General features: G+C 65.0%; 22 protein-coding genes, 1 pseudogene and 1 riboswitch. Of the genes and pseudogenes, 13 read left to right on the plus strand and 10 right to left on the minus strand.

Annotated features, from left to right (window positions below; translation table 11 throughout):
- Window positions 1-203 precede the first annotated feature (203 nt).
- From FBY36_RS03885 to FBY36_RS03900, 4 genes are all read right to left on the minus strand, one after another.
- A complete protein-coding gene (locus tag FBY36_RS03885) occupies window positions 204-413 on the minus strand; it encodes a hypothetical protein (RefSeq protein WP_142117425.1) in 210 nt (69 codons plus the stop codon).
- A 258-nt stretch (window positions 414-671) separates the two neighbouring features.
- A complete protein-coding gene (locus FBY36_RS20655; protein WP_200830428.1) occupies window positions 672-1,211 on the minus strand; it encodes a hypothetical protein in 540 nt (179 codons plus the stop codon).
- A gap of 147 nt (window positions 1,212-1,358) precedes the next feature.
- Complete coding sequence (locus tag FBY36_RS03895) at window positions 1,359-3,821, minus strand: hypothetical protein (protein WP_142117426.1); 2,463 nt, start codon at window positions 3,819-3,821, stop codon at window positions 1,359-1,361.
- 5 nt (window positions 3,822-3,826) lie between these two features.
- Window positions 3,827-4,498, minus strand: a complete 672-nt coding sequence (locus FBY36_RS03900; RefSeq protein WP_142117427.1) for a peptidoglycan-binding protein — start codon at window positions 4,496-4,498, stop codon at window positions 3,827-3,829.
- A gap of 121 nt (window positions 4,499-4,619) precedes the next feature.
- Between FBY36_RS03900 and FBY36_RS03905 the strand changes: the two genes are divergently transcribed.
- From FBY36_RS03905 to FBY36_RS03920, 4 genes are all read left to right on the plus strand, one after another.
- Window positions 4,620-4,805: a hypothetical protein gene (locus FBY36_RS03905; RefSeq protein ID WP_142117428.1), complete on the plus strand. Its 186-nt coding sequence runs from the start codon at window positions 4,620-4,622 to the stop codon at window positions 4,803-4,805.
- Between the two features lie 129 nt (window positions 4,806-4,934).
- Window positions 4,935-5,510 (plus strand): SRPBCC family protein, encoded by a 576-nt coding sequence (locus FBY36_RS03910; protein WP_142117429.1) that lies wholly within the window; start codon window positions 4,935-4,937, stop codon window positions 5,508-5,510.
- A gap of 83 nt (window positions 5,511-5,593) precedes the next feature.
- Window positions 5,594-6,097 (plus strand): DUF1772 domain-containing protein, encoded by a 504-nt coding sequence (locus FBY36_RS03915; RefSeq protein ID WP_142117430.1) that lies wholly within the window; start codon window positions 5,594-5,596, stop codon window positions 6,095-6,097.
- Window positions 6,098-6,140: 43 nt separating this feature from the next.
- Complete coding sequence (locus FBY36_RS03920) at window positions 6,141-7,046, plus strand: multidrug DMT transporter permease (protein WP_235008708.1); 906 nt, start codon at window positions 6,141-6,143, stop codon at window positions 7,044-7,046.
- Here FBY36_RS03920 and FBY36_RS03925 read toward each other — a convergent pair.
- Both FBY36_RS03925 and FBY36_RS03930 read right to left on the minus strand, forming a co-directional pair.
- On the minus strand, window positions 7,043-7,429 hold the full coding sequence (locus tag FBY36_RS03925; protein WP_142117432.1) for a hypothetical protein: 387 nt from the start codon (window positions 7,427-7,429) through the stop codon (window positions 7,043-7,045). The genes FBY36_RS03920 and FBY36_RS03925 overlap by 4 nt on opposite strands.
- 210 nt (window positions 7,430-7,639) lie before the next feature.
- The gene (locus FBY36_RS03930; RefSeq protein WP_142117433.1) at window positions 7,640-8,341 is read right to left on the minus strand and encodes a GntR family transcriptional regulator; all 702 of its coding nucleotides are present in this window, start codon (window positions 8,339-8,341) and stop codon (window positions 7,640-7,642) included.
- Between the two features lie 200 nt (window positions 8,342-8,541).
- Here FBY36_RS03930 and FBY36_RS03935 point away from each other — a divergent pair, with 200 nt between their 5' ends.
- From FBY36_RS03935 to FBY36_RS03960, 6 genes are all read left to right on the plus strand, one after another.
- Complete coding sequence (locus FBY36_RS03935) at window positions 8,542-9,456, plus strand: ABC transporter substrate-binding protein (protein ID WP_142117434.1); 915 nt, start codon at window positions 8,542-8,544, stop codon at window positions 9,454-9,456.
- Between the two features lie 4 nt (window positions 9,457-9,460).
- The gene (locus FBY36_RS03940; protein ID WP_142117435.1) at window positions 9,461-10,423 is read left to right on the plus strand and encodes an amino acid ABC transporter permease; all 963 of its coding nucleotides are present in this window, start codon (window positions 9,461-9,463) and stop codon (window positions 10,421-10,423) included.
- Window positions 10,420-11,184, plus strand: a complete 765-nt coding sequence (locus tag FBY36_RS03945; protein ID WP_142117436.1) for an amino acid ABC transporter ATP-binding protein — start codon at window positions 10,420-10,422, stop codon at window positions 11,182-11,184. Before FBY36_RS03940 ends, FBY36_RS03945 begins: the two co-directional genes overlap by 4 nt.
- A 23-nt stretch (window positions 11,185-11,207) precedes the next feature.
- On the plus strand, window positions 11,208-12,383 hold the full coding sequence (locus FBY36_RS03950; protein WP_142117437.1) for an alpha-hydroxy acid oxidase: 1,176 nt from the start codon (window positions 11,208-11,210) through the stop codon (window positions 12,381-12,383).
- 242 nt (window positions 12,384-12,625) lie between these two features.
- A riboswitch (glycine riboswitch) is annotated at window positions 12,626-12,730 on the plus strand.
- A gap of 55 nt (window positions 12,731-12,785) precedes the next feature.
- Window positions 12,786-14,216 carry an APC family permease gene (locus tag FBY36_RS03955; RefSeq protein WP_142117438.1) on the plus strand — a complete coding sequence of 477 codons (1,431 nt, stop codon included), beginning with the start codon at window positions 12,786-12,788 and terminating at the stop codon, window positions 14,214-14,216.
- 2 nt (window positions 14,217-14,218) lie between these two features.
- Complete coding sequence (locus FBY36_RS03960; protein ID WP_142117439.1) at window positions 14,219-15,226, plus strand: acetamidase/formamidase family protein; 1,008 nt, start codon at window positions 14,219-14,221, stop codon at window positions 15,224-15,226.
- A gap of 402 nt (window positions 15,227-15,628) precedes the next feature.
- On the opposite strand, the gene idi is transcribed toward FBY36_RS03960, so the two are convergent.
- On the minus strand, window positions 15,629-16,165 hold the full coding sequence (gene idi, locus FBY36_RS03965; RefSeq protein ID WP_142117440.1) for an isopentenyl-diphosphate Delta-isomerase: 537 nt from the start codon (window positions 16,163-16,165) through the stop codon (window positions 15,629-15,631).
- A 35-nt stretch (window positions 16,166-16,200) separates the two neighbouring features.
- Between idi and FBY36_RS20525 the strand changes: the two genes are divergently transcribed.
- A complete protein-coding gene (locus tag FBY36_RS20525; RefSeq protein WP_160141869.1) occupies window positions 16,201-16,338 on the plus strand; it encodes a hypothetical protein in 138 nt (45 codons plus the stop codon).
- A gap of 154 nt (window positions 16,339-16,492) precedes the next feature.
- Here the strand turns inward: FBY36_RS20525 and FBY36_RS03970 are convergent, their stop codons facing one another.
- The 3 genes from FBY36_RS03970 to FBY36_RS20530 form a co-directional block, all read right to left on the minus strand.
- Window positions 16,493-16,699: a hypothetical protein gene (locus tag FBY36_RS03970; RefSeq protein ID WP_235008709.1), complete on the minus strand. Its 207-nt coding sequence runs from the start codon at window positions 16,697-16,699 to the stop codon at window positions 16,493-16,495.
- Between the two features lie 141 nt (window positions 16,700-16,840).
- Window positions 16,841-18,133: a MinD/ParA family ATP-binding protein gene (locus tag FBY36_RS03975; protein ID WP_235008710.1), complete on the minus strand. Its 1,293-nt coding sequence runs from the start codon at window positions 18,131-18,133 to the stop codon at window positions 16,841-16,843.
- 345 nt (window positions 18,134-18,478) lie between these two features.
- Window positions 18,479-18,625, minus strand: coding sequence for a hypothetical protein (locus FBY36_RS20530; protein WP_160141870.1), 147 nt, complete (start codon window positions 18,623-18,625; stop codon window positions 18,479-18,481).
- Between the two features lie 579 nt (window positions 18,626-19,204).
- Here FBY36_RS20530 and FBY36_RS20660 point away from each other — a divergent pair.
- A pseudogene (locus FBY36_RS20660) lies at window positions 19,205-20,050 on the plus strand (right-handed parallel beta-helix repeat-containing protein); the annotation flags it as partial.
- Window positions 20,035-20,553 carry a DUF4990 domain-containing protein gene (locus FBY36_RS20665; RefSeq protein ID WP_200830430.1) on the plus strand — a complete coding sequence of 173 codons (519 nt, stop codon included), beginning with the start codon at window positions 20,035-20,037 and terminating at the stop codon, window positions 20,551-20,553. The pseudogene FBY36_RS20660 and the gene FBY36_RS20665, both read left to right, overlap by 16 nt.
- Window positions 20,554-20,889 lie beyond the last annotated feature (336 nt).

The raw sequence follows: 20,889 nt of genomic DNA on the forward strand, positions 1-20,889 counted from the left end.
CACGCACGAGTTACGTTTCCAGCTGGGCCTCGAGCTCGGCGGCGTAAGCCTGCGCCCGGTCAAGCAGGTACCTCCGTTCCTGGGCTGAGTAGCCGGCCGCCGCTATGGCGGTGCGCAGGCGGTCCAGATGGTCCCCTACCGCGTCCCGGTACCGGCCACTCCCGTCGCAGAAGGGTGCCTATGTCAACGCGCTGGGGCAGCTGCTACTTCTGCTCGGGAATCCAGTAGGGCGCATCAACCCCGGTGCCGGTGAGGTTGTCGCAGCGGACCAGTTGGGTGCCGATGCGCTCCAAGGGACAGTCGACGTAAGTATTGAGGTCGTCGTCTGTGTAATTTGCGGCAGGGGCCGGCCCTGCGGAGAGGAACAGAGCTGGGAAAATGGCAGCAATGGCCGGGACAGTTCGTGTGTACACCGCTGGTCTCCTTGGATGCGGCAAGGGGGAGGGAAAAGCGGCCCGGCCCAGGACGAGGGCGGGCGCAACGGGCTCCCAGCCGATGGCCCAGAATGGGAATCCCGCCAGCACGGGACTCTCCGGCAGGAGCTACCGTACCCGGGCCGCCAAGCCGGCCATAAGGGTAACCGCTACCTCTTATGCGCCTCCGCCTACCCAATCAGATCCCCCGGGTCTGCCAGGGAGCCCGGGTATGCCCCCATCGGCCCGCCCAGCAGGTTAAAGCAGGCTCCACGGGCTTGGGTGGATGCCGATAGCCGCCGTCTCGTCCGCGCGTAGTTCGCTGAGCGCCATGCCGAGCACTTGCTGCTGGAGGTCAGGAAGGGCCAGCTCTCCACGCAGCTGGGCGGCGACTGCCTGTTCGGTGGCTTCACCACCCAGGCTGTAGTAGCGCAGCCAGAGTTCCCAAACGGTGCAGCCGGCTTGCTTGAAGCGGGCGCTCAGGGAACGCGCTTCCAGTTCCTGGGTGATGTCACAGTCCACTGGTTTCCGGTATTCCTTCGGGTGGTATGCCCCTTTGTGGGGAATGTCCTCATCGTCCTGATTCAACCGACCGACGGTGAGCATGTGCAGCAGCAAGGCCTTCTCCGGCTGGCCGGGATAGTCGGCCACATGGCGCCTGAGCGACTCCCGGACGCCGGCTTCACCTGGAACCGCGCTGCTGAGGATCTCGTCAATAATCTCCATTGCCTGCAGCTGTAGCGGCAGGATGTAGAGGTCCGCCGAGCCCATGGAGGGCAATTCCTGGCTTCCGGGCATGGGTTCCACCTTCGCCTTCCAACGCGGCAACGATCCCCCAAGAGCTGCGGCCCGGGACTACTGCCCTGCCGCCTAACAATATGGTAAGGGTACTTAGCATCACGTCTGGATAACAAGGGGAAGTGCGGAAATTCCGCAAATCGTCCCTCATTGCGCGGTGACGGCTGTTGGTGCCGGGGTCTCCCCTCCCCCGGAATCCATGGTGGGTTCGGGCGTGGGATAAACAACGGACGACGTCGGCTGCCCGCCTTCCACATACTGTCCCGCCGGGGCTGTGGGCTCCTGGGTCGTGGCCGGGGCGGGTGCACCGGCCGGCTCGGTTGCCTGGGCAGGGGCGGTGGGCTCGGCCTGCGAACCGGACGGGGTGGAGCCCGGGGCGGGGTCAGCGGATGCCGGGGATGTCGGACCGGAGGACGGCCCGGAGGATCTTGTCCCGGAGCTGCCCTTGATGATGGCAGTAATCTGCTCCTTGTACCCGTCCAGCGTGGCCTGGATGTCAGAGAGCGGCACGTCCTGGATGTTCCTGCCGTACTCGGCGATCTGCGCCCACAGCCCTTCCAGCTGCTGCTTACTGTCCCCGTCCAAGGGCCCGTCGAGGGTGAGCACCAGCTGGCTGGCCAGGGCGTAGGCCAGGCAGTCCAGGCAGTTATAGTTGGCCGCCGCGGAGAGGTTTTGCGGCACGATGACATCCGTCTGGCCCACCACCAGGACCACCTGGAACCCGACAGCCACCGCCGCGCAACCGGCGCAGCTGGCAAAGGCGTAGGCCTCGTTGGTGGTGGTGACTGCGTCTCCGTCCTCGGCCCACACCAGCGCGAACGCCACGCTGTACGTCACCGAGCCGTCGGTGGTATTGACGGCGAGCGCCTGGTTCCCGTCGCCCTCCGGCGCAGCCGGCCGGTCGAAGGGGAAGACCCAGGACGGCCCCGCAGCACCGGAACCAACAGTGCCGGAAGAGGCAGCGCCGCCCTTTGATGAGGCACCGGACTCGACCGGCACCAGCACCATGCTCAACTGCGGGTTCTCCCGCGTCGGTTTGCTGGAGCCCGCGGGCCACAACGCGACCGTCCGCCCGGCACTCCCCTGGCGCAACGCACCGCCGTCGCGCTTGGGCAAAACAGCCCGGGTGGCGTCACCCAGGGTCCCGCGTTCGTACGCCTGCACCGGCCGGTACGTCCCGCCGTCGGGCCACCATGCCCAGGCCAGCCCCGCGAGCAGGGCCGCCACGGCACCCATCGCGACAATCCTCTGGCCAAGCTTGTCGCGGGTCTTGTGCCACAGGCCGGTGACCAGCTGCCGCAGCAGCCGCACCACGATGTAGATCAGGCCCAGGACCGGCACCGCCACCACCACAATGGCCAGCGCCCGCACGGCCACGCCCACGAAGTCCCCTGACGACAGGCTCGCCGCCAGCATTTCCTGCTGCTTGCCTACGCTGGCCCAGCCGGTGGCCAAGAGCCGCGGCAGGGACAGCACCATCATCACCATGCTGAACAGCAGCACCGGCACGGTGACCAGGACCCAGGCCGTGACCACGGCGCGCGCCCACGGCTTCAGCACCTTGCTCTCCGGGTTTCCCCACCGCCAGGGCAGGATCCCCAGGAGGGTGGGTTTGATCCGCTGGAACAGGTCGGGCACGCCGGTGGCGTCGGCCAGGATGTGGTAGCCGTCGTACTTCACCAGCGGGATCAGCTGGCGGACCATCTGCAGGATCTGCGTGACCACCACCAGCAGCAGTGCGTCAAAGCCGGTGGCCCACCACAGTCCCATGATGGCCACGGCCACCATGGCGTTGAAGTACAGCCCGCCCAGGTCGGTGCGGATCCTGCCGCCGCGGCCCAGCCGGTAGGAATCGGTCACGTCCGTGAAGAACGCCGGCCACAGCAGGTAGATCCCGGCGCCCATGGCCCCTGGCGTTGCCCCGCCCTTGCGGGTGGCGGCCGCGTGGCCGAACTCGTGGAAACCGGCAGAGAGGATGGTGACGGCGAGGATCAGCAGCAGCAGGGCTGGCTGTTCGAAGGCCTCGTGCGTGGCCGAGCCCAGGCCCTTGACCAGAAGCACCCACCAACAGGCCGCCAGGAACGCGGCCGTCACGGCCACCACGATCAGCGGGTTGAACAGCACGGCGAAGGGTGCGGTGATCCGGCGGGTGCGGTCGGGATCGGACACGATGTAGCGGAACCGCAGGCCCAGCAGCGGGTTGGCCTTCTTCACCTCCGGCTGGGTGCCGTCGGCGAGCCGGAGCAGGCCCATGGGCAGCAGCTGCGAGTCGATCAGCGTACGGACGTTCTCCGCGCTGACCAGCCGCCCAAACCCCTCGCTGGCATGGCGGGCGATGTCCTCCAGGCCGCGCGTCCCATCGGCAGCCTCCAGCACCAGGTACAGCAGCGGGGTCAGCTGGAGGGTCTGGCCGTCGGCACGCCGCACCAGGGCGGGCGGCGTCCGGTAGCCGGACCCCTCGGCCGGGCCGAGCAGCTGCACACCGTCGGCCCGCGCAGGAAGGTGGGCTCCCGCCGTCGTAATGCTGCTGCCCGGCGGATCCTGGGCAAGGGTGGCGCGTGACGACGGCGGGCCCGCCTCAGGAGGCGGCCCGCCGTGGGCGTGGGTCATCTTGGTTACTGCTGCAGGTCGGACTGCTGGCCAGCGGTGGCGTTGGCTTCGCCGTCGACGTGCTGGGTGATGGTGGCGCTTTGGTCCGAGATGGCGTACGCCTGGCTGTCGATGGAGCCGATGTTGGCGGCCACGGCAGCATCGATGGGGGCAGCCACGTTGGCGTTGGCGGCCACGGCACCGTTGATGGGGGCGGCGATGGCGGCGTCGGCGTCCAGGTTGACGTCCACGTTCAGCAGATTGCCGTTCAGGACACCGGCGGTGTCCGTGAGTCCGCCGGTGCTGGTGGGATCTGTTACCGCACCTGCCGTTCCGTCCGTAGTTCCGGCGTCGGTAGTGCCAGCGTCAGCCGTGTCGTCGCCCTGGCCGATGACGCTGTCCTGGGTGGAGTCGGCGTTGGCGTCGGCCGTGATGCCCTGGTCGATCACGGCGTCCTGGCTGGAGAGTGCCTGCGCGTCGGAGCCGAAGGACAGGATGTTGGCCGAGGCGGCGGCATCGATGGGTGCGGCCACGTTGGCGTTGGCGGCGACGGCGAGGTCGATGGGTGCTGCGGCGTTGATGCCCAGGTCCAGGTCCGCGTTCAGGTCCAGGACGGACGCCACTTCCTTGTCCGGCAGGGCGGTGGCGTGCTCCGACATCAGTTCTTCATCGGTGAGGGGACGCATTTCGTTGTCCATGGCTGAGACCTCCGGTGCGGCGCGGGTGCTCTGCCCCCAGCGGGCAGCCCGCGCCACATAATAGTAAGCATGATTAGTTGTTTTACGAAGTGTCGATTGTCCTCCAGAGAGTTCCTTCGCCATGCCGTTCGTCTTCTTGTCTATTTCTGCCGCGGTCTTCGTGGCCTCGATGGTGCTGTTCGACCAATGGCTGACGGCGGACGGGCGGGGCAAGTCCGGGCGGTACAAGAAGGCGACCTGGATCAGCATGTGGGTGGGAATCGCCATGAGTGCGGCCTTAGTCCTTCTATTCCTCACCACAGACTGAAGAATCTTCTAAGAAGCACATGTGGCGATAACGCCGTAGGTCTTTCCTGCCCCTGCATAGGAAAGCGCCCGTTGATTACGTGCCGGACCATGCGTACGGTGAATCAATAATCCGTGCGTGGAGGCGGCAATGGACGGCAATTCCAAAGGCAAAAACGGCTACGAATTCCGGACCGTCTGGCGGGTGGCCGGGACCCCGCACGAGGTTATGGACGTTTTGGGCGATGCGGGTTCACTGGCCCGCTGGTGGCCATCCGTCTACCTGTCAGTCCTGCCTTTGGAGTCAGGCGGCCATGGCGGCGTTGGAAAGGCATTCTTCCTTCACACCAAGGGCTGGCTGCCATACACCCTCAAGTGGAAGCTCACCGTCACCGAGCCCATCACCGAACAAGGGCTTGCCCTCTCCGCCCAGGGCGACCTAAGCGGCACCGGGCGCTGGACCTTCCAGCAGGACGGGCCGGAAACAGTTGTCACCTATGACTGGCGGGTCAGCGCGTCAAAACCACTCCTGCGGCGGCTGGGCTGGCTACTCAAGCCCGTCTTCGCAGCGAATCACCGCTGGGCGATGGCGCGCGGGCAGGAGGCCCTTGCGCTGGAATTACGACGACGGCGTCCCGGCGCCGAGCTCGCCGGCATCCCGCAGCCGGCGGGTCCCACCTTTGTCAGCCAGCGACGGCGGCGGAAGACTGCCCATCTCCCCCTTTGACAGGTCACTTGGCGGGGAGGCGGGTCCGGGCTGGCCTCTAAGCGAGGCTACGGCGCCTTCACGGACGGGAGTACATTGTGGGCATGGGACTGACTTCCTCGCCGCGTCGCGATCTGCTCACCGACCGGCTCCTTGACGTTGCGGAGTTCAGCCACGCGCACTGGTTCTTTGGAAACCTGTACGAGCTGCTGGTCAAAGTGCCGCACCGCGTCGCGGCCTCCCAGGCAAGCAAGGAGCTTCCCCGGTCCCCCTTTGGCGCGGGCAGCCCGGGGCGGTATTACGCACCGCTCGCTCCGATCAATGCCCCGGCCGCCGTCGGCGCCCTCGCGGCCGGATGGCACGATCCGCTCACCAGAACCTGGCTGACGGCAGCCGCCGCCGGTTCCGTCACAGGTGCTGCCGCCACCGTTTACGTCCTCCGCTCGCTCAATCCCAAGTTATTCTTCAGCCCGGAACCGCTGGCCGAAGACCAACGGGAGCCGTTGCTAAGGCGTTGGTATAACGTCCACGCCGTCAGGCTGGCAGCCAGTGCCGTTGCGCTGACCGCCATCCACCGTGCCCGGACCATCCGGCTGAGAAGCCGATGACCACTGCAACCCCGGCTCGTCGCCAGCGGCGCAGGGTCTGATCATGATCCAGGCTGCGGCTGTGTCCGCACTGACGTCCTACCACTGGCTGGGGATTCCGATCGCCGCCGTCGGCGCGGTCCTGCTCGCCCTGGGAACGCTGTTCCAGCACCGGGCCGTGGGCGACCAGCCGGCCGCAGCCGGGCGGGCGGCCGGCAGCATGGGCGGCGGACGCCTGCACGCCCTGATGCGGAAACCGGTATGGCTGGCCGGGACCGCGATGCTGGGTGCCGCGATCCTCCTCCAGCTCACCAGCCTCCGGTTCTCGCCCCTGATCGTGGTGCAGCCCATCGGCGCGATCGCCCTGGTGGTCACCACGTTGGCCACCGCCCGGATGACCCGCAAGTCCCCCGGGGGCCGGGCCCTCACTGCCGTCGCCTTGTGCGTGGGCGGGGTGGGTGTGTTCGTTGCCGTGGCGGCGCTGTCCGCGGAGGACGTGGAGATCAGCGACCGGCACCTGGTCACCATCCTGATCGTCCTCGCCGTGGTCCTGGTCTGCGTGGCCGCGGCCTATCTGTTGTGGCGCCACCGCTCGCACGCGGTGGTCTTCACGGCCGGAGCCGGCATCCTGTTCGGCTTCGTCGCGGCCCTGGCCAAGACCGTCATCGCACGGCTGTTCCAGGGCGACTTCGAGTGGCTGTCCCTGACGTGCCTGGCGGGACTGCTCATTGCCGCCCTGGGCGGCAGCTTCCTGGTCCAGAACGCCCACACCCGTGGCTCCCCCGAGCTGGTGGTCGCCGGCCTGACCGTCATCGATCCGCTGGTGGCCGTGGCTATCGGCATCACCATCCTCGGCGAAGCCGATGCAGCTCCCCCGCTGGCTATCGTCCTGTTCCTGTTGTCAGGTGCCACCGCCGTGGCCGGGGTCATCCTGCTCGCCACGGTCAAGAAACCCGTCACCGCGGGTTAGCTCTGCCGCGCCTGGCCGGCCTTCTCGGAACTGGAGGAGCCGCCGAAAAGCCGGATCCGGACTATGCGGACCACCACTCCCGTCAGGACCAGGCTGATTCCCACGGCCATGAGGATCCAGACAGGTACGGAATCGGCATCGATGGTCCGGTAGCAGGTGGCAGCCGCCCCGACTCCGCCTTGCGCAAAGTCGAGCTGTTCAGCAGCGCGGCTGTTCGGAAACAACGGGCTGCCGCAAAGAGGACCGGATGGCTGCAATCCGATGACGAAACCAAGGATGTACACGTCCAGCCCCGCGGCAACAACCCACATCCACGCCCGCTGCTGCCAAAACCCCAGTTTGCCGGCAGAAAGAGGCTTCGCCGGAGCATCATGCATCTCCATGGTTCGAGCATAATCGGCTCTCCACGCTCCGGTATGACCTGTCGCCGCACTTCCGCCGTTCCCAGCACTCCGCACTATTCATGAGCACGGAGCAAAGGGCATCGGACGCTGCGGTTTGGCGGTGAGAAGTACGACGGCGGCACCTGGGTTGCAACCGCTAGGCACCGGGGGTGCCGCCCGCCAACCGGCATGACGCAGGCGGCGCGGACTTCAGCCCTGCTGGCCGAACTTCGAGAGGCTCAGCGAACGGGATTTGATGCCCTCGATATGGCGGCTCATTGCCGCAGTGGCCGCCTCCGGGTCGCCCGCCTTGATGGCTTCAATGATTGCTTGGTGTTCCTGCACGGTATGGTCGCCGCTCATGTCGTTGTGGACCATGAGCCGGAACCGTTGGATACTTCCCTCGATGGAGGAGTAGGCCCTTAGCAGGAACTCGTTGTCCGTGGCCTCCACGATCCGCCGGTGAAAGTTCTCGTCCGCCTTCCAGTAGGCGCGGTAGCCGGCAAACGTGTCACCGCCCCGACGGGACGCCTCAAGGTCACGGTGGAAGCCTTCCAGGTCCGCCACCAACTCCTCGGTTGAATTACCGGCGGCAATGTTGGTGCAGGCGGGTTCAAGAATCTGCCGGGAGGTCAGCAGCGCGGCGATGTCGCTGGCCGTGGGTTCCGGCGCCACCTTGTATCCCCGCAGGGCTTCGCGCCTGACCATGCCTGTGGTTTCCAGGCGTGCCAGGGCTTCCCTCACGGGGGTTGAAGACACCTTGAAGCGCTTGGCCAGACCGTCAATGCTCAACGGCGACCCGGTGGAGATCTTGTCGTCCAGCAACAGGGACAGGATGGCCTCAAACACCTGGTCCACCAGCATGGGCCGGCCGGGGATCAGGACTTCTTCTTCAGGCGAAGCGGCGTTCATTTCGGAATCCTATGTGAATCTTCGGGCAGTCGAATGCGGCGTCAGCACTGCTTTCACCAGCGCCCCGTCACAAAGCAAACAACGCAGAAAGGGTGTTTGCAGAAGATCGTGCATGATGTACGGTACATGATACCGGACAGCAAAGTGATCTGTAACACAGCTCTCCCATCACCCTCCTCCCCCAATCCGAAGGCGTGTAGATGATTCAGTTTCGATCGATGTTGGTAGCCGTCGCCGCAGTTTCCATGGCAAGCGTCCTTCTCGCCGGCTGCTCCAACCCGGAAATGACCAGCTCGGCCCAGTCTGGCGCTCCTAAATCCACCGGTTCCGCGGAGGCCGTCAAAGTCGACGACGCCGCCGCGGCAGCCCTCCCCAAAGAAGCCAAGGACAAGGGGACCCTGACCGTCACCATGAGCCAGAGCTCCCCGCCGCTGCACTTCATGGCCGCGGACGGAACCACCATTCAAGGTGTGGACCCTGAAATCGCCATGGCCTTGGGGCAGACGCTCGGCCTGAAAACGGAGGTCAAGAGCGGCCCGTTCGACGGCATCATCCCCGGTATTGCTGCCGGCAAGTTCGACATGGCCGTATCCCAGATGTCGCCCTCGACCGAACGCATGAAAGTGCTCGATTTCGTCGACTACTACCAGTCAGGCAGTGGCATTGGCGTGGCTCCCGGCAACCCGCAGCATCTGACGCTGGACTCACTCTGCGGCAAGCGGGTGGGCGTGCTGAAGGGGTCCTTCCAGGACCTCAAGCGCCTCCCCGCCCTGTCCCAGGCCTGCACGGCCGCGGGCAATCCAGCCATTGAGGCCATGACCTACCCGGACATGCAGGCCCCCAACCTCGCGCTGACCGCCGGCCGGATCGATGCCGTCTACATCGACGGACCCACCCTGGGCTACGCCATCAAGCAGGGCGGCCAGATCGAACTGCTGGGCGAGAAGGACGTCTCCCCGGTCAGCATCGGTTTCAAGAAGGGCGCCGGCCTGGAGAAGGCCGTCCAGCTCGGCATGGAGTCCCTTGCCAAGAGCGGGAAGTACAAGGAAATCCTCGACAAGTGGGGCGTGGGCAGCGGTGCAATCTCTGACTTCGCCTTCAACAAGGCGCAGTAGCCACATGGCCAACACAGCCACGCAGACTGACGCCAAGGCATCAGCCGGGGACGGGCTGGACCGCCAGCTTCTCCAGGGCCGTCCCCACCAGCGCCACGGAGGGTTGTGGCTGACGGCGGCGATCGTCCTCTTCGCGATCTTCCTGGTCAGTTACTCCCTGATCACCAATCCGCGCTTCGAGTGGAACGTGGTGTTCGCATGGTTTGCCTCGGAAAGGCTCTTCACCGGCCTCCTCCGGACGCTGGGACTGACGGCGATCTCCATGGCCGTGGGAATCGTCGTCGGCGTCCTGCTGGCGCTGGCCAGACTCGCGCCGAATGTCATCGTCGCCGGAACTGCCGCGTTCCTGGTCTGGCTATTCCGCGGGGTGCCGGTGTTCGTCCAACTCCTCTTCTGGGGTTTCATCGCCGCCATCTACCCACGGATTGCGGTGGGTGTGCCGTTCGGACCCGAGTTCTTCTCGGTGGACGCCAACGTGCTCATCACACCGTTCATGGCGGCGATCCTGGGCTTGGGCCTGAATGAAGGCGCCTACATGTCGGAGATCGTCCGAGCCGGGCTCCTCAGCGTCAACCGCGGGCAGACGGAGGCGGCCACGGCCCTGGGCATGCGGCGGTTCGCCATCCTTTCCCGGATTGTGCTGCCGCAGGCGATGAAGATCATCATCCCGCCTACGGGCAACCAGACCATCTCCATGCTGAAGACCACATCGCTGGTGAGCGTCCTGGCCTTCCCCGAGCTGCTCTACTCTGCGCAGCTGGTCTACAGCGCCAACTTCAAGACCATTCCGCTGCTGATCGCTGCAAGCATGTGGTATCTGCTGGTCACCAGCATCCTGAGCCTGGGGCAGTACTTCATTGAACGGCACTTCAACCGGGGCGGAATCACCTCTGGGCGCAGCACCCGGCGGCCCCGCAAGCCCAAGGCCGTGAACTCCCCCACCCCACCACTGGAGGCCCGGCCATGACCAACGTGATGATCGAAGCACAGGGAGTCACCAAGAGCTTCGGCGACCTGGAGGTCCTCAAAGGCATTGACCTGACTATCCCCAAGGGCAGCGTTACCTGCATCATCGGGCCGTCAGGCTCCGGCAAGTCGACGTTCCTCCGCTGCATCAACCAGCTGGAAACGCTCGACGGCGGGTACATCCTTGTGGAGGGACAGCCGGTTGGCGTGAAGATCAGGAAAGGCCGGCTGCACGCGCAGAACAACGCCGAGGCGGCGAAAATGCGCGAGAACATCGGCATGGTTTTCCAGAGCTTCAACCTTTTCCCGCACATGACGGTGCTGGAGAACATCTGCGAGGCGCCGGTCAGGGTGAGGAAGGAGAACCGCAAGGCCGTGCAGGACCGGGCCCGGATCCTCCTGGAGCGGGTGGGGCTCTCCGAGAAGGTCCACGCCTACCCTGCGTCCCTTTCCGGCGGCCAGCAGCAGCGCGTGGCCATCGCCAGGGCACTGGCCATGGAGCCACGGCTGATGCTGTTCGATGAGCCCACATCGGCCCTGGACCCGGAGCTCGTGGGCGAGGTGCTGGACGTGATGCGCAAGCTCGCGGACGGCGGGATGACCATGATCGTGGTGACCCACGAGATCGGCTTCGCCCGCGAAGTTGGCGACCACCTGATCTTCATGGACGGCGGCGGCATCGTGGAGCAGGGCGACCCACGGACTGTCCTGAGCGACCCCCAGCATGAGCGCACCAAACAATTCCTGGCGAAAGTAATTTAGACCTTCACATTGGAGCAGGACTCTTGAAAAACAAATGGATTGTCAGCGTTGAGGACTACCGCAAGGCCTCCCGCAAGCAGCTTCCGAAAATGATTTCGGACTATTTGGAGGGCGGCGCGCTGGACGAAACCACCATGCGCGCCAATGAAGACCGTTTCGATGCCCTGATGCTTCGCCAGCGGTCCATGGTGGACCTGCGGGGTCTGAACACGTCCACCACCGTGCTGGGCCATTCCCTGGCGATGCCCCTGATGGTGGCACCCATGGGAATGCTCACCATCTTCCACCCGGGTTCGGATCCTGCCGTCGCCAGGGCCGCGGTCAGGGCAGGGTCGATCTTCATCCACAGCGCCTGGGCCGGCTGCTCACTCGAAGAGGTGGCCAAGGTGGCGCCGAACAATCTGTGGGCGCAGATCGCGTTCTGGAAGGATCCGGCGGAAACTGCCAGCTACATCAACCGGGCACGTGCTGTGGGGGTTGAGACGCTGGTGGTGGCAGGCGATGTGGGGTCTTCCAGCAAGCGGGAGCGGGACCTGCACCATGGCCTGTCCATGCCGCCGCGCCCGCCGGTCGCGGACTACTTCAATGCCGCCACCCGCCCCGTCTGGCTGTGGCGGTGGCTAACCGGCCGGAAGATGACGTACGGGAACTACCAGATCAACGGCCGCCCGCTGCGCATGGACGAGATGAACAACTGGATGGCGTCCAACAAGAACCCGGGCGCCAGCTGGGAGGACTTCGCCAGGCTGCGCTCCGAGTGGAAGGGGAACCTGGTGATCAAGGGCATCATGGACGCCGAGGACGCAGCCCGGGCGGTGGATGAGGGGGCGGACGGCATTTTCGTCTCCAACCACGGCGGCCGGCAGTTCGACTCCCAGCCCGCCACCATCGACGTGCTGCCGTCCATTGTTGAGGCAGTGGGCGGACGGGCGGAGATTTATCTCGACGGCGGCGTGCGGCGTGGCCACGACATGGTCAAGGCAGTGGCGCTGGGCGCCAAAGCTGTACTTGCCGGACGTCCGTTCGCCTACGCCCTAGCCACTGGCGGGGAACCGGCGGTGGACCGGGTATTCGGCATCCTCCAGGAGGAGTTCAAGGGGGCCATGGGATTTGTCGGCAAGGCTTCGGTCGCCGACCTGAACAGCAGCATCTTCGCGAAGACGAGCCCAGCCTCCTTACCGGAGAGCCTGCTCGTCTAAAACCGGCACGACAAACTGCCCGTCTCTCACCTGAGGGGCGGGCAGTTCGGCGTCCCGGATCCTTCTGAGGGGGAGTCGGAATCGTATGTTGCCTTAGCGTTTCCTATAGGATATGTTACTCAGGTCACAACGAATTACCGCCCTTGACGCATGGCGGGAGAGCTTTCCGGAACATCAACCCGCGGAAAGCGCCGTAGGAGCAAATCCTCCCCAGGAATCTCTCAGGCCCCGCACCGCCATGGTTAGGCAACTCTGGAAAGAGTCCCAGTTCAGCTGGATGACTCGCCGACGGTGCAACCGGAACCTGTTCCGGGAATCTCTCAGGCCAAAAAAACAGAGCGGGGAGGACACCCAACATATTCCGGCGCTCCCCCGCGCCCTCCACACCCTTGGAGATTCTCTATGTCCACCACACCTGCCGGGACGGCATCACCTGGCATTGAACAGTTTGGGTACACCCAGGAACTGAAAAGGACACTCACCTTCAGTGACCTGATGATCTACGGATTGATCTTCATGGTCCCCATCGCCCCGTTCGCCATTTTCGGCGGCGTCTTCCACGACTCCGGCGGAATGGCCCCGCTTGCCTACATCGTGGCCCTCTTCGCCATGATGTTTTCGGCCAATTCGTATGCCCAGATGGCCCAGGCGTTCCCCATGTCGGGCTCCGTCTACACGTATGTCGGCCGTGGCATCGGAAAGCCGGTCGGCTTCGTGGCCGGCTGGATGATCCTGCTCGATTACCTCCTCATCCCCTGCCTGCTGTACTTAGCTGCAGCCATCGCCATGAACGGCATCATCCCCGACCTGCCCGTGTGGGTATGGCTGGTGGCCTTCGTCGTGCTGAACACGGTGATCAACTACATGGGCATCCAGTTCACCGCCAAGGTCAACAAGATCATGCTGGTCCTGGAACTCGTGGTACTGGCCATCTTCCTGGTCGTCGGCCTTGTGGCTTTGGCCCAGGGCAAGGGCCGCGGTTTCAGCTTTGACGCCTTCTTCAACTCCAGCACCTTCTCGCTCCCGTTGCTCTTTGGCGCGGCGTCGATCGCTGTACTGTCTTTCCTCGGCTTCGACGGGATTTCCACGCTGGCGGAGGAAAACAGCGGCAGCAGCAAGTCCCTGGGCCGGTCCATGATCGCCGCGCTTGCCATGGTGGGTGTGCTGTTCGTGGTCCAGACCTGGGTTGCTTCCATGCTCGTCGAGGACCCCGCAGGCCTCCTCGAGAACGGCGACCCCGCCGGAACCGCCTTCTATGAGGCGGCAGCCAACGCCGGTGGCCCCTTCATGTTCGTCCTCACTGCGGCGGCAACCGCCGTCGCTTGGGGCTTCGCCAACGCACTGGTGGCCCAGGCGGCCACGTCCCGCCTCCTGTTCGCGATGGCCCGGGACCGGCAGCTGCCCCGTTTCCTGAGCAAGATCAGCGCAAAGCACCGCGTCCCTGTCAACGCAACCTTCGTCGTCGCGATCATCTCGCTGGTGCTCGGCATCTACCTCACCATCCTGCCCGACGGGCTGGTGGCCATCTCGGCACTGGTGAACTTCGGAGCGCTCACCGCCTTCCTGGTCCTCAATGTCGCAGTCATCTGGTGGTTCATCTTCAAGCTGAAGTCCCGCCGCTGGTTCGTCCACCTCGTCTTTCCCCTGGCGGGGGTCCTGATCCTGGCGTCGGTGATCTACAACGCGCGTACGGGTGCCCAGCTGCTCGGCCTGTTGTGGCTGGTGGTAGGGATCGCCGTCGCCGCAGTCCTGTACAAGACTGGGCGGATGGGCGGCAGGGAAGTACCGGTTACGACGGCGGCAGGGGAACCTGAAGCAGTGGAGGTCAAGTAGAGATGGTTGTTCACAAACTGGCACCACAGCCGGGCGAATACTCCTACGTGTTCGGCGGCCGGGAGCGGATGGTCAGCATCCGCCCGGGTGACATCGTGGAGGTCAGCACCGAGGATTGCTTCGGCGGCCGGGTCACCTCCCCGGACCAGCTCCCCAGCGACGTGGTGCCCTTCAACGAGATGAACCCGGTCTCCGGTCCCATCGAGGTGGAGGGCGCGGAACCCGGCGACATGCTGGCAGTGCATTTCGTGTCGATCGTGCCGGCCAGGAAGTACGCCGTGTCCTGCGTACTCCCCCGGTTCGGCGCCCTGGCGGCCACCCATGAAACGGCGACGTTGAACGAGCCGCTGGAGGAGCGCGTCTGGTTCTACGACATTGACCTGGAGAGCTGGAGCGCCACGTTCCGGGCACGGAACTCGGACTTCCGGCTGCAACTGCCGCTGGACCCGATGCACGGGACAGTAGGCGTGGCTCCCGCCGGTGGGGAGGTGCGCCTGGTCATGACGCCGTCCACGCACGGCGGGAACATGGACACTCCGGAAGCCCGCGCCGGCACCACGCTGTACCTGCCGGTCAACGTTGCGGGAGCCATGCTGTCCCTCGGCGACGGCCATGCCCGCCAGGGTGAGGGCGAAGTGTGCGGAACCGGCCTGGAATCGGCGATGAACTCGGTGATCGCAGTGGACCTGATCAAGGAGGGCGCCGCTGCCTGGCCGCGGCTGGAGAACGACGAGTACATCATGAGCACGGGGTCCACCCGCCCGCTTGAGGATGCGTACCGGATCAGCCAGAAGGACCTCATTGCGTGGACCTCGGACCTGACCGGCATGGACCTGCTGGACTCCTACCAGCTGGTCAGCCAGATGGGCCTGGCCCCGGCAGCGAATGTCTGCGACCCGAATTACACGATGGTGGCGAAGCTGCCCAAGTGGACGCTGCAGGGCGCCCAGGCGTACGGCGGCGCCCACAGCCGCCTGCGGAAGGCAGCTGAGGACTACAGGTCGCGGTAGCCGGTATTACTGGAGGAGCGCTGCGGGCCTGGATTCAGGCGGGCAGCGCTCCTTTTTCGTCGGGCGGCAACACATATAAGCGCGGCCTGCGAAATCTGCGCCGACCTTGATGCATTCTTGACCGAATCCGGGCACATCCTTGAGGTATTCCCGCCAAAGTGATGCGTGAAGGACGGGAGCGCATCCTTGATGCACCTGGGTACTGGGTCCCAGTCGACCGCGCCTGCGTCGGATCAAACCGATGGTCTCAGACGCCTGGCGGCGCTAAGCAATGGCGCCGCCAGGCAACCAATCCACCTTCCCCAGCAGGCCAGGGGCCTGCGGCGGAGGCACGGATCAGCGTCGATCCGAAAAAGCCGCCGGCCCCTCTAACTGTCGAGTAAGGCAGCGCTTGCGCGCCCGCTACGAGCTGAACCGGTCCGGGTAGAGCAGCGGCAGCTGAAGGGTCAGCCATGGGCTGAAGGCCCAGGGCGTAGCGGCCACGGCGGCGGTGATCAGCGCCGGATCGGTCCACTGCCACTCCACCACCTCGTCGGCACGGGGAGCCAGTGGGGAGGCGGCACGGGCGGTGAAGACCGGACAGATCTCGTTCTCCACCACGCCGGAGGCATCCACCGCCCGGTACCGGAAGTCCGGCACCTTCAGCTCCACATGGTCCAGGCGGAGACCCAGCTCGTACTCGCCGCGGCGCCGAACGGCGTCCTCAAGGTCCTCCCCAAGGCCGGGATGGCCGCAGAAGGAATTGGTCCAGACGCCGGGCCACGTCAGCTTGGACAGCGCACGGCGGGTAAGCAGGATGTGGCCCTCATCGTCATACACGTGGGCCGAGAAGGCCAGGTGCAGCGGTGTGGAGGTCGAGTGCACGGTGGCCTTGTCCTCAACGCCGATAGGTGTTCCGTCATCGGCGGCCAGCACCACCAGCTCTGCCTTACCGTTCAACTGCCCTCCCACGGGTGCCCGTGTTTACTGTACCGATGGATATGGGCAACAGGCTGCCACACACTGGCTACGTCCGCATGGTTGATGATGTCCTGGCATCCTTCTTCACCCGGGCCAAGAAGCGCGCCGGCGCCCTGCACCCCGAATACCCCCACCGGGTGGCAGCACCATGAAGCTCACCAGCGGCGGGATTCCCAATATCGCCGGCCCCTACCGCAACCTCGCCGGGGCCAGGCCGGAAGCCACGACCGGGAGGTAGGCCGAAAGCGGGCCGGGAGCGGCAGGAAACAGAGGCACGACGGCGGCGCGCACCGAACCGGGAGAGCGCTAGTTAATGAGGTAAGAGCCCTCGGGCTCCGGCCGGTGCACCCGGTTCTTGGCCAACGGCAGGGCCGCGGCCAAGGCCTTGAGCCCTATGGCAGGAAGCAACACCGCAGCCGCCGTTACCGACAATGCGGTCAAGCCCACCAGCTCCAGGGTTTCCCGCTTCGGCACGCGGCGGCGACGGCGTCCACCGTCCATGAGTTCCATCATGCTGAAAGGCTAGGAGGCCGCAGGCCGGAACACCCCCGTAGCGGCTACCTGTCTTTCCGGCGGGCACTACTGGGAGCGGAAGGCGCCGGCAGGGCGCGGACCGAGGCCCCGGAACGCACCAAAGCAGAGGGCAAGGAGACGCTACCGGTACCCGTCCACGATCGCGGCAGCGATTTCCTTGTACGCCCGCCGCGTCTCCGGCTTCAGCACATCCAGGGTCACCAGGTCCCCGTCGGCCACGCCACGGTCGTGCGGGACGGCGATCAGTTCGCGGCAGATCCCGGAGAGGTGCTCCTCGATGGCGTCCTTGTCCACGCGGGAGGACACCTCGTCCTTGTCGGTGATCACCACGATTGCGTTGCGGGCCAGGTCCTCGTAGCCGTGGCTGGCCAGCCAGTGCAGGGTGCTCCGGGCCCGCTTGGCACCGGACACGGCGTAGCCGGCGGCGATCACCAAGTTGTCCGCCGACTGCAGGATCCCGCTCATGGCATTGTGCGTCACGCCGGTACCGCAGTCAGTCAAAGCCACGGAGTAATAGCTGGAGATTAGCTTCCGGATCCGCAGGTACTCCTCGGCCGTCAGCGAGTCCGAGACCTCCGGGTCCTGCTCCCCCGCAATCAGGTGCAGCCGGCCGGCGTGGTGCATGTACCGGGCCAGCGCAGTCAGCGAATTGATGGACTCGATGTTTTCCAGCAGGTCCGTGATGGTCCGCGGGCTGGCCTGCTGGTAGATGCCCTCGCCCAGCGCGCGTTCCACCAGGTCCCCGGAGTCCGGGTTGGCGTCGATGGCGCAGGGCGCGTCGCCACGGTATTCGGCCAGCGTCAGGCCCACGCCCACCGTGGTGGAGGTCTTGCCGATCCCGCCCTTGAGGCTGAGGATGGCGGTGTTGTAGCTGCCCTGGAGCTGACGCGAGATTCGACGGCCCAGCTCATCCTCCTGGCGCTGCTTTGGCCCCGGGCCCAGGTTCCAGGCGCCGCCGGTCAGGTTGTACAGGGCGCCGCGGAAGCCGCCCACGGGCCGCGGCTTCTGTTCCTTGACGAACAGGCCGGGCGAGCTGATGAAGTCCGGCATGGGGCTCTCCGCGATGGCGTCGGCCACGGTGGGCCGGCTGCGGCGGAAGGCGGGGGTTTCGGCGGGAGCGTCCGACGCCGGCGCGGCAGCTTCAGGAGCCACCGCACCACGTGCGGAACGCGCCGTGGCGGCGGGCACCGAGGCGATGGGTTCCGGTGCAGAATCGGGAGCCGGCGCCCGGTCGGGCTGTGCAGGGGTGGACTGTGCAGGAGCCGACTCGGCGGGAGCCACTGGGGCAGGGGAAGGTGCGCGGGACGGCTTGGTCGCATCGGCCACAGCGGCTGCCTCCGCCCAGGAGGAGCGGCGCGTCAACGGCTTACCGGCGTCGTTTGAACTGGAAGGGGAAGGGGTTATTGCTGGCATGGTTCCTGTCCAGGCATCCTGAAGTGTGCCGTCGGCACGACGAAGGTCGCGGCGTCGGCGCAGCTGCGGCTGCCCTGCATCCTCTGCTTGGGCGCCTGCATTCTGATCCGCCGGATCTGGCATGTCTGTCCCCCCGGACGTTTCGGCAAACGGGTCTGCGGCACTGGTTCAATCAGTAAGTCTAGGGGGTCCGGCGGGAGCTCCTGCGCCCTTCAGCCGCAGCTCAGTGATGGATGAGCGCAGCTGAAACAACGGCGGCGGTGAGTACCAGGAGGACGGCAAGGATGGTGTAGCCCACCCACTTGGGACGGCCTTTGTGGGGGTTAATGTCAACATAGGGCATGGTCAGCGCTGGTTACCTCGGGGTGCGGGCCGGACGGGGATCCGGAGTGCGCGGCGCTTGAGCCGCAGCATCTGGTAGAGGACGGCGAAGGGAACCAAAAGGGTGCCCAGCAAAGCGGTCAGAGCCAGGGCGTAGTCCGAAATAGCCACAACGGCCTCCATTGGTCAGTAGTGTTACTAATCCAAAACCCAACCATGAGACACCGAAATTGACAAATTGCGTCAAAACCTCAAGGTTTCTGCAAGACGCTGACTTCTCCCCGCACTTCACATGGTTCCCGGCCCTTGTGAAAGCGCATTCCCTATGTTTGAATCGTTCCATCTTCGGGATACGCGACACTTCAGCGGGCTGCGGGGCCACCACCCCTTCCCCCTGCGCACCAAGCCAGAGCCAACATTCCCGGCCATCTTTTGGTGAAGACAGCGCTTTGTCACATCGAAACGGGAAATCCCTGAAGGTTCTACCCGGAGCATTTCGCTAGATGAATCGACATACATACAAGGGAGTCATGTGCGCGTGAAAAACTCGAAGCGGATAGCTGCTGCAGTCGCCGGGGCCTGTGTCGTGGGGGCCCTGTTCGTCGTTGACCCCGCTCACGCGGGTGCGGCGGAACATCCGCAAGGTCCGGACCTGTCAGTGCTCGGTGCGATGGCGCCAGCGCCCTCACCGGATGCGCACGCTTATTTCATCTCGCCGGGCATAAGCGACAGCAACCCTGGAACAAAGGACGCTCCCTTAAGACGCTGATGAAAGCGCAGGCGGCAGCGTCTGCGGGAGATGTGGTCTACATCCGCGGGGGCATCTACAACCAGTTCGATATTCCCGAAACCAACAATCCGTTCGAGGACGTCTATCACTACGTCAACATCAACAAGAGCGGGATCACCTACGCGGCATTCCCAGGGGACGATCGTCCGGTCTTCGATTTCAGCAACGTGCCCACCGATCAACGCGTGGCCGGCTTTCACATCGAAACGTCAGTGACGGGCGCGAACTTCGTTGGCTTCGATGTGACGGGGGTCAAAGTTGGCAACCAAAAGCAGTCGGAGGCCTTCAGGATTGCCGGCGGCGCCAACTTCGTGAACATGGCTGCCCATGACCACGAGGCAATCGGCTTCTACTACACGTTGGACGGAACGGGCGTTGTGCTGAACAGTGACTCGTACAACAATATCGGCCCCACTGCCCTGTCAGCCGGCAATACGGACGGCTTCGGTGCCCACGGCAAGAACGTCTGGTTCATCAATGATCGGGCGTGGCACAACAGTGATGACGGCTACGACAGCATCACCTCAGAAGGGCGGGTGGCCTACATCAACGACTGGTCCTTTGACCACCACGGCAACCAGAACGGTGTAGGTGACCAGAACGGCTTCAAGGTGGGCGGCTACGCGTACCGTACCACCGGGCTCCCTGATCCGATTCCACTGCACACCGTCATCAACTCCCTGTCGGCCGATAACGGCGCCAACAACTTCTACGCCAACCATCAGCCGGGACAATCGGCCTATTGGATCAACAACCGGCCTACAAGCCCGGGTACGGCGCCAATTTCAACATGCTGGAGCGCGTGAGCCCCACAAGTCCAGACAACATTCCCGGATACCGGGAGGTCCTGCACAACAACGTGGCCTACTCCGGCCCATTGACGTCAAACGACAACACTGCGGCACAAAACGAGACGAACGATTCGTGGACGATTGATGGCGGCCTCAGCCTGGCTGCCGGTGACTTCGAGAGCCTCGATATGCAGCAACTGACCGCTCCCTGGAAGCCGGACGGCGCCCTCCCCGACGTGTCGTTCATGAAGCCCGTGGCCGGCAGCGCGCTGCAAAAGTATGGATTGGGCTATCTCGCTGACAAGGACGATCTCTTTGCAACGCTGCAGAAGCTGGTGACCGCCTACAGCGGCTCCGGAGACATTGATAACCAAGGCCTGCGGGACAGCCTTTTGAATAAGCTGCAGGACCATGAGCTGGCCGCCTTTACCCAGCAACTGAAGGCCCAGCGGCAAAAGCACATCAGTGAGTATGCCGTCGATACTCTGGTGCTGGTGGCGAACGCGATGCCATCGTAGGGCTTGCCCCCCTGAAACCGCGGTGAAAGGTTGTCCGGGGCACACAGTACAAATGCCCCCGGATAACGGTCACGTGCTGCCGGGGTAGTCCAGCGAAGTATCGCCTTAGAGAATGCGGCTAACGGGTGCAGCAGGTCGTTGACGACGGCGGCACCGGCCTTCCGGACGGGGGCGACGGCGGGTGCCAGGACGTCCAGCAGCGGTTCCGCGGCTGCCCAGTCACCCCGGCACACGAGCGCCTCCGTGGTCTCGGCCATGGCTGTCAGGTGCAGGGCTCCCACCATGGTGGAAGTGACCTTGCCCACAGCATCTGAAGTTTCCCATGCAGCGAGCTTA

The sequence above is a fragment of the Arthrobacter sp. SLBN-122 genome, from assembly GCF_006715165.1.
Taxonomy (GTDB): Bacteria; Actinomycetota; Actinomycetes; order Actinomycetales; family Micrococcaceae; genus Arthrobacter.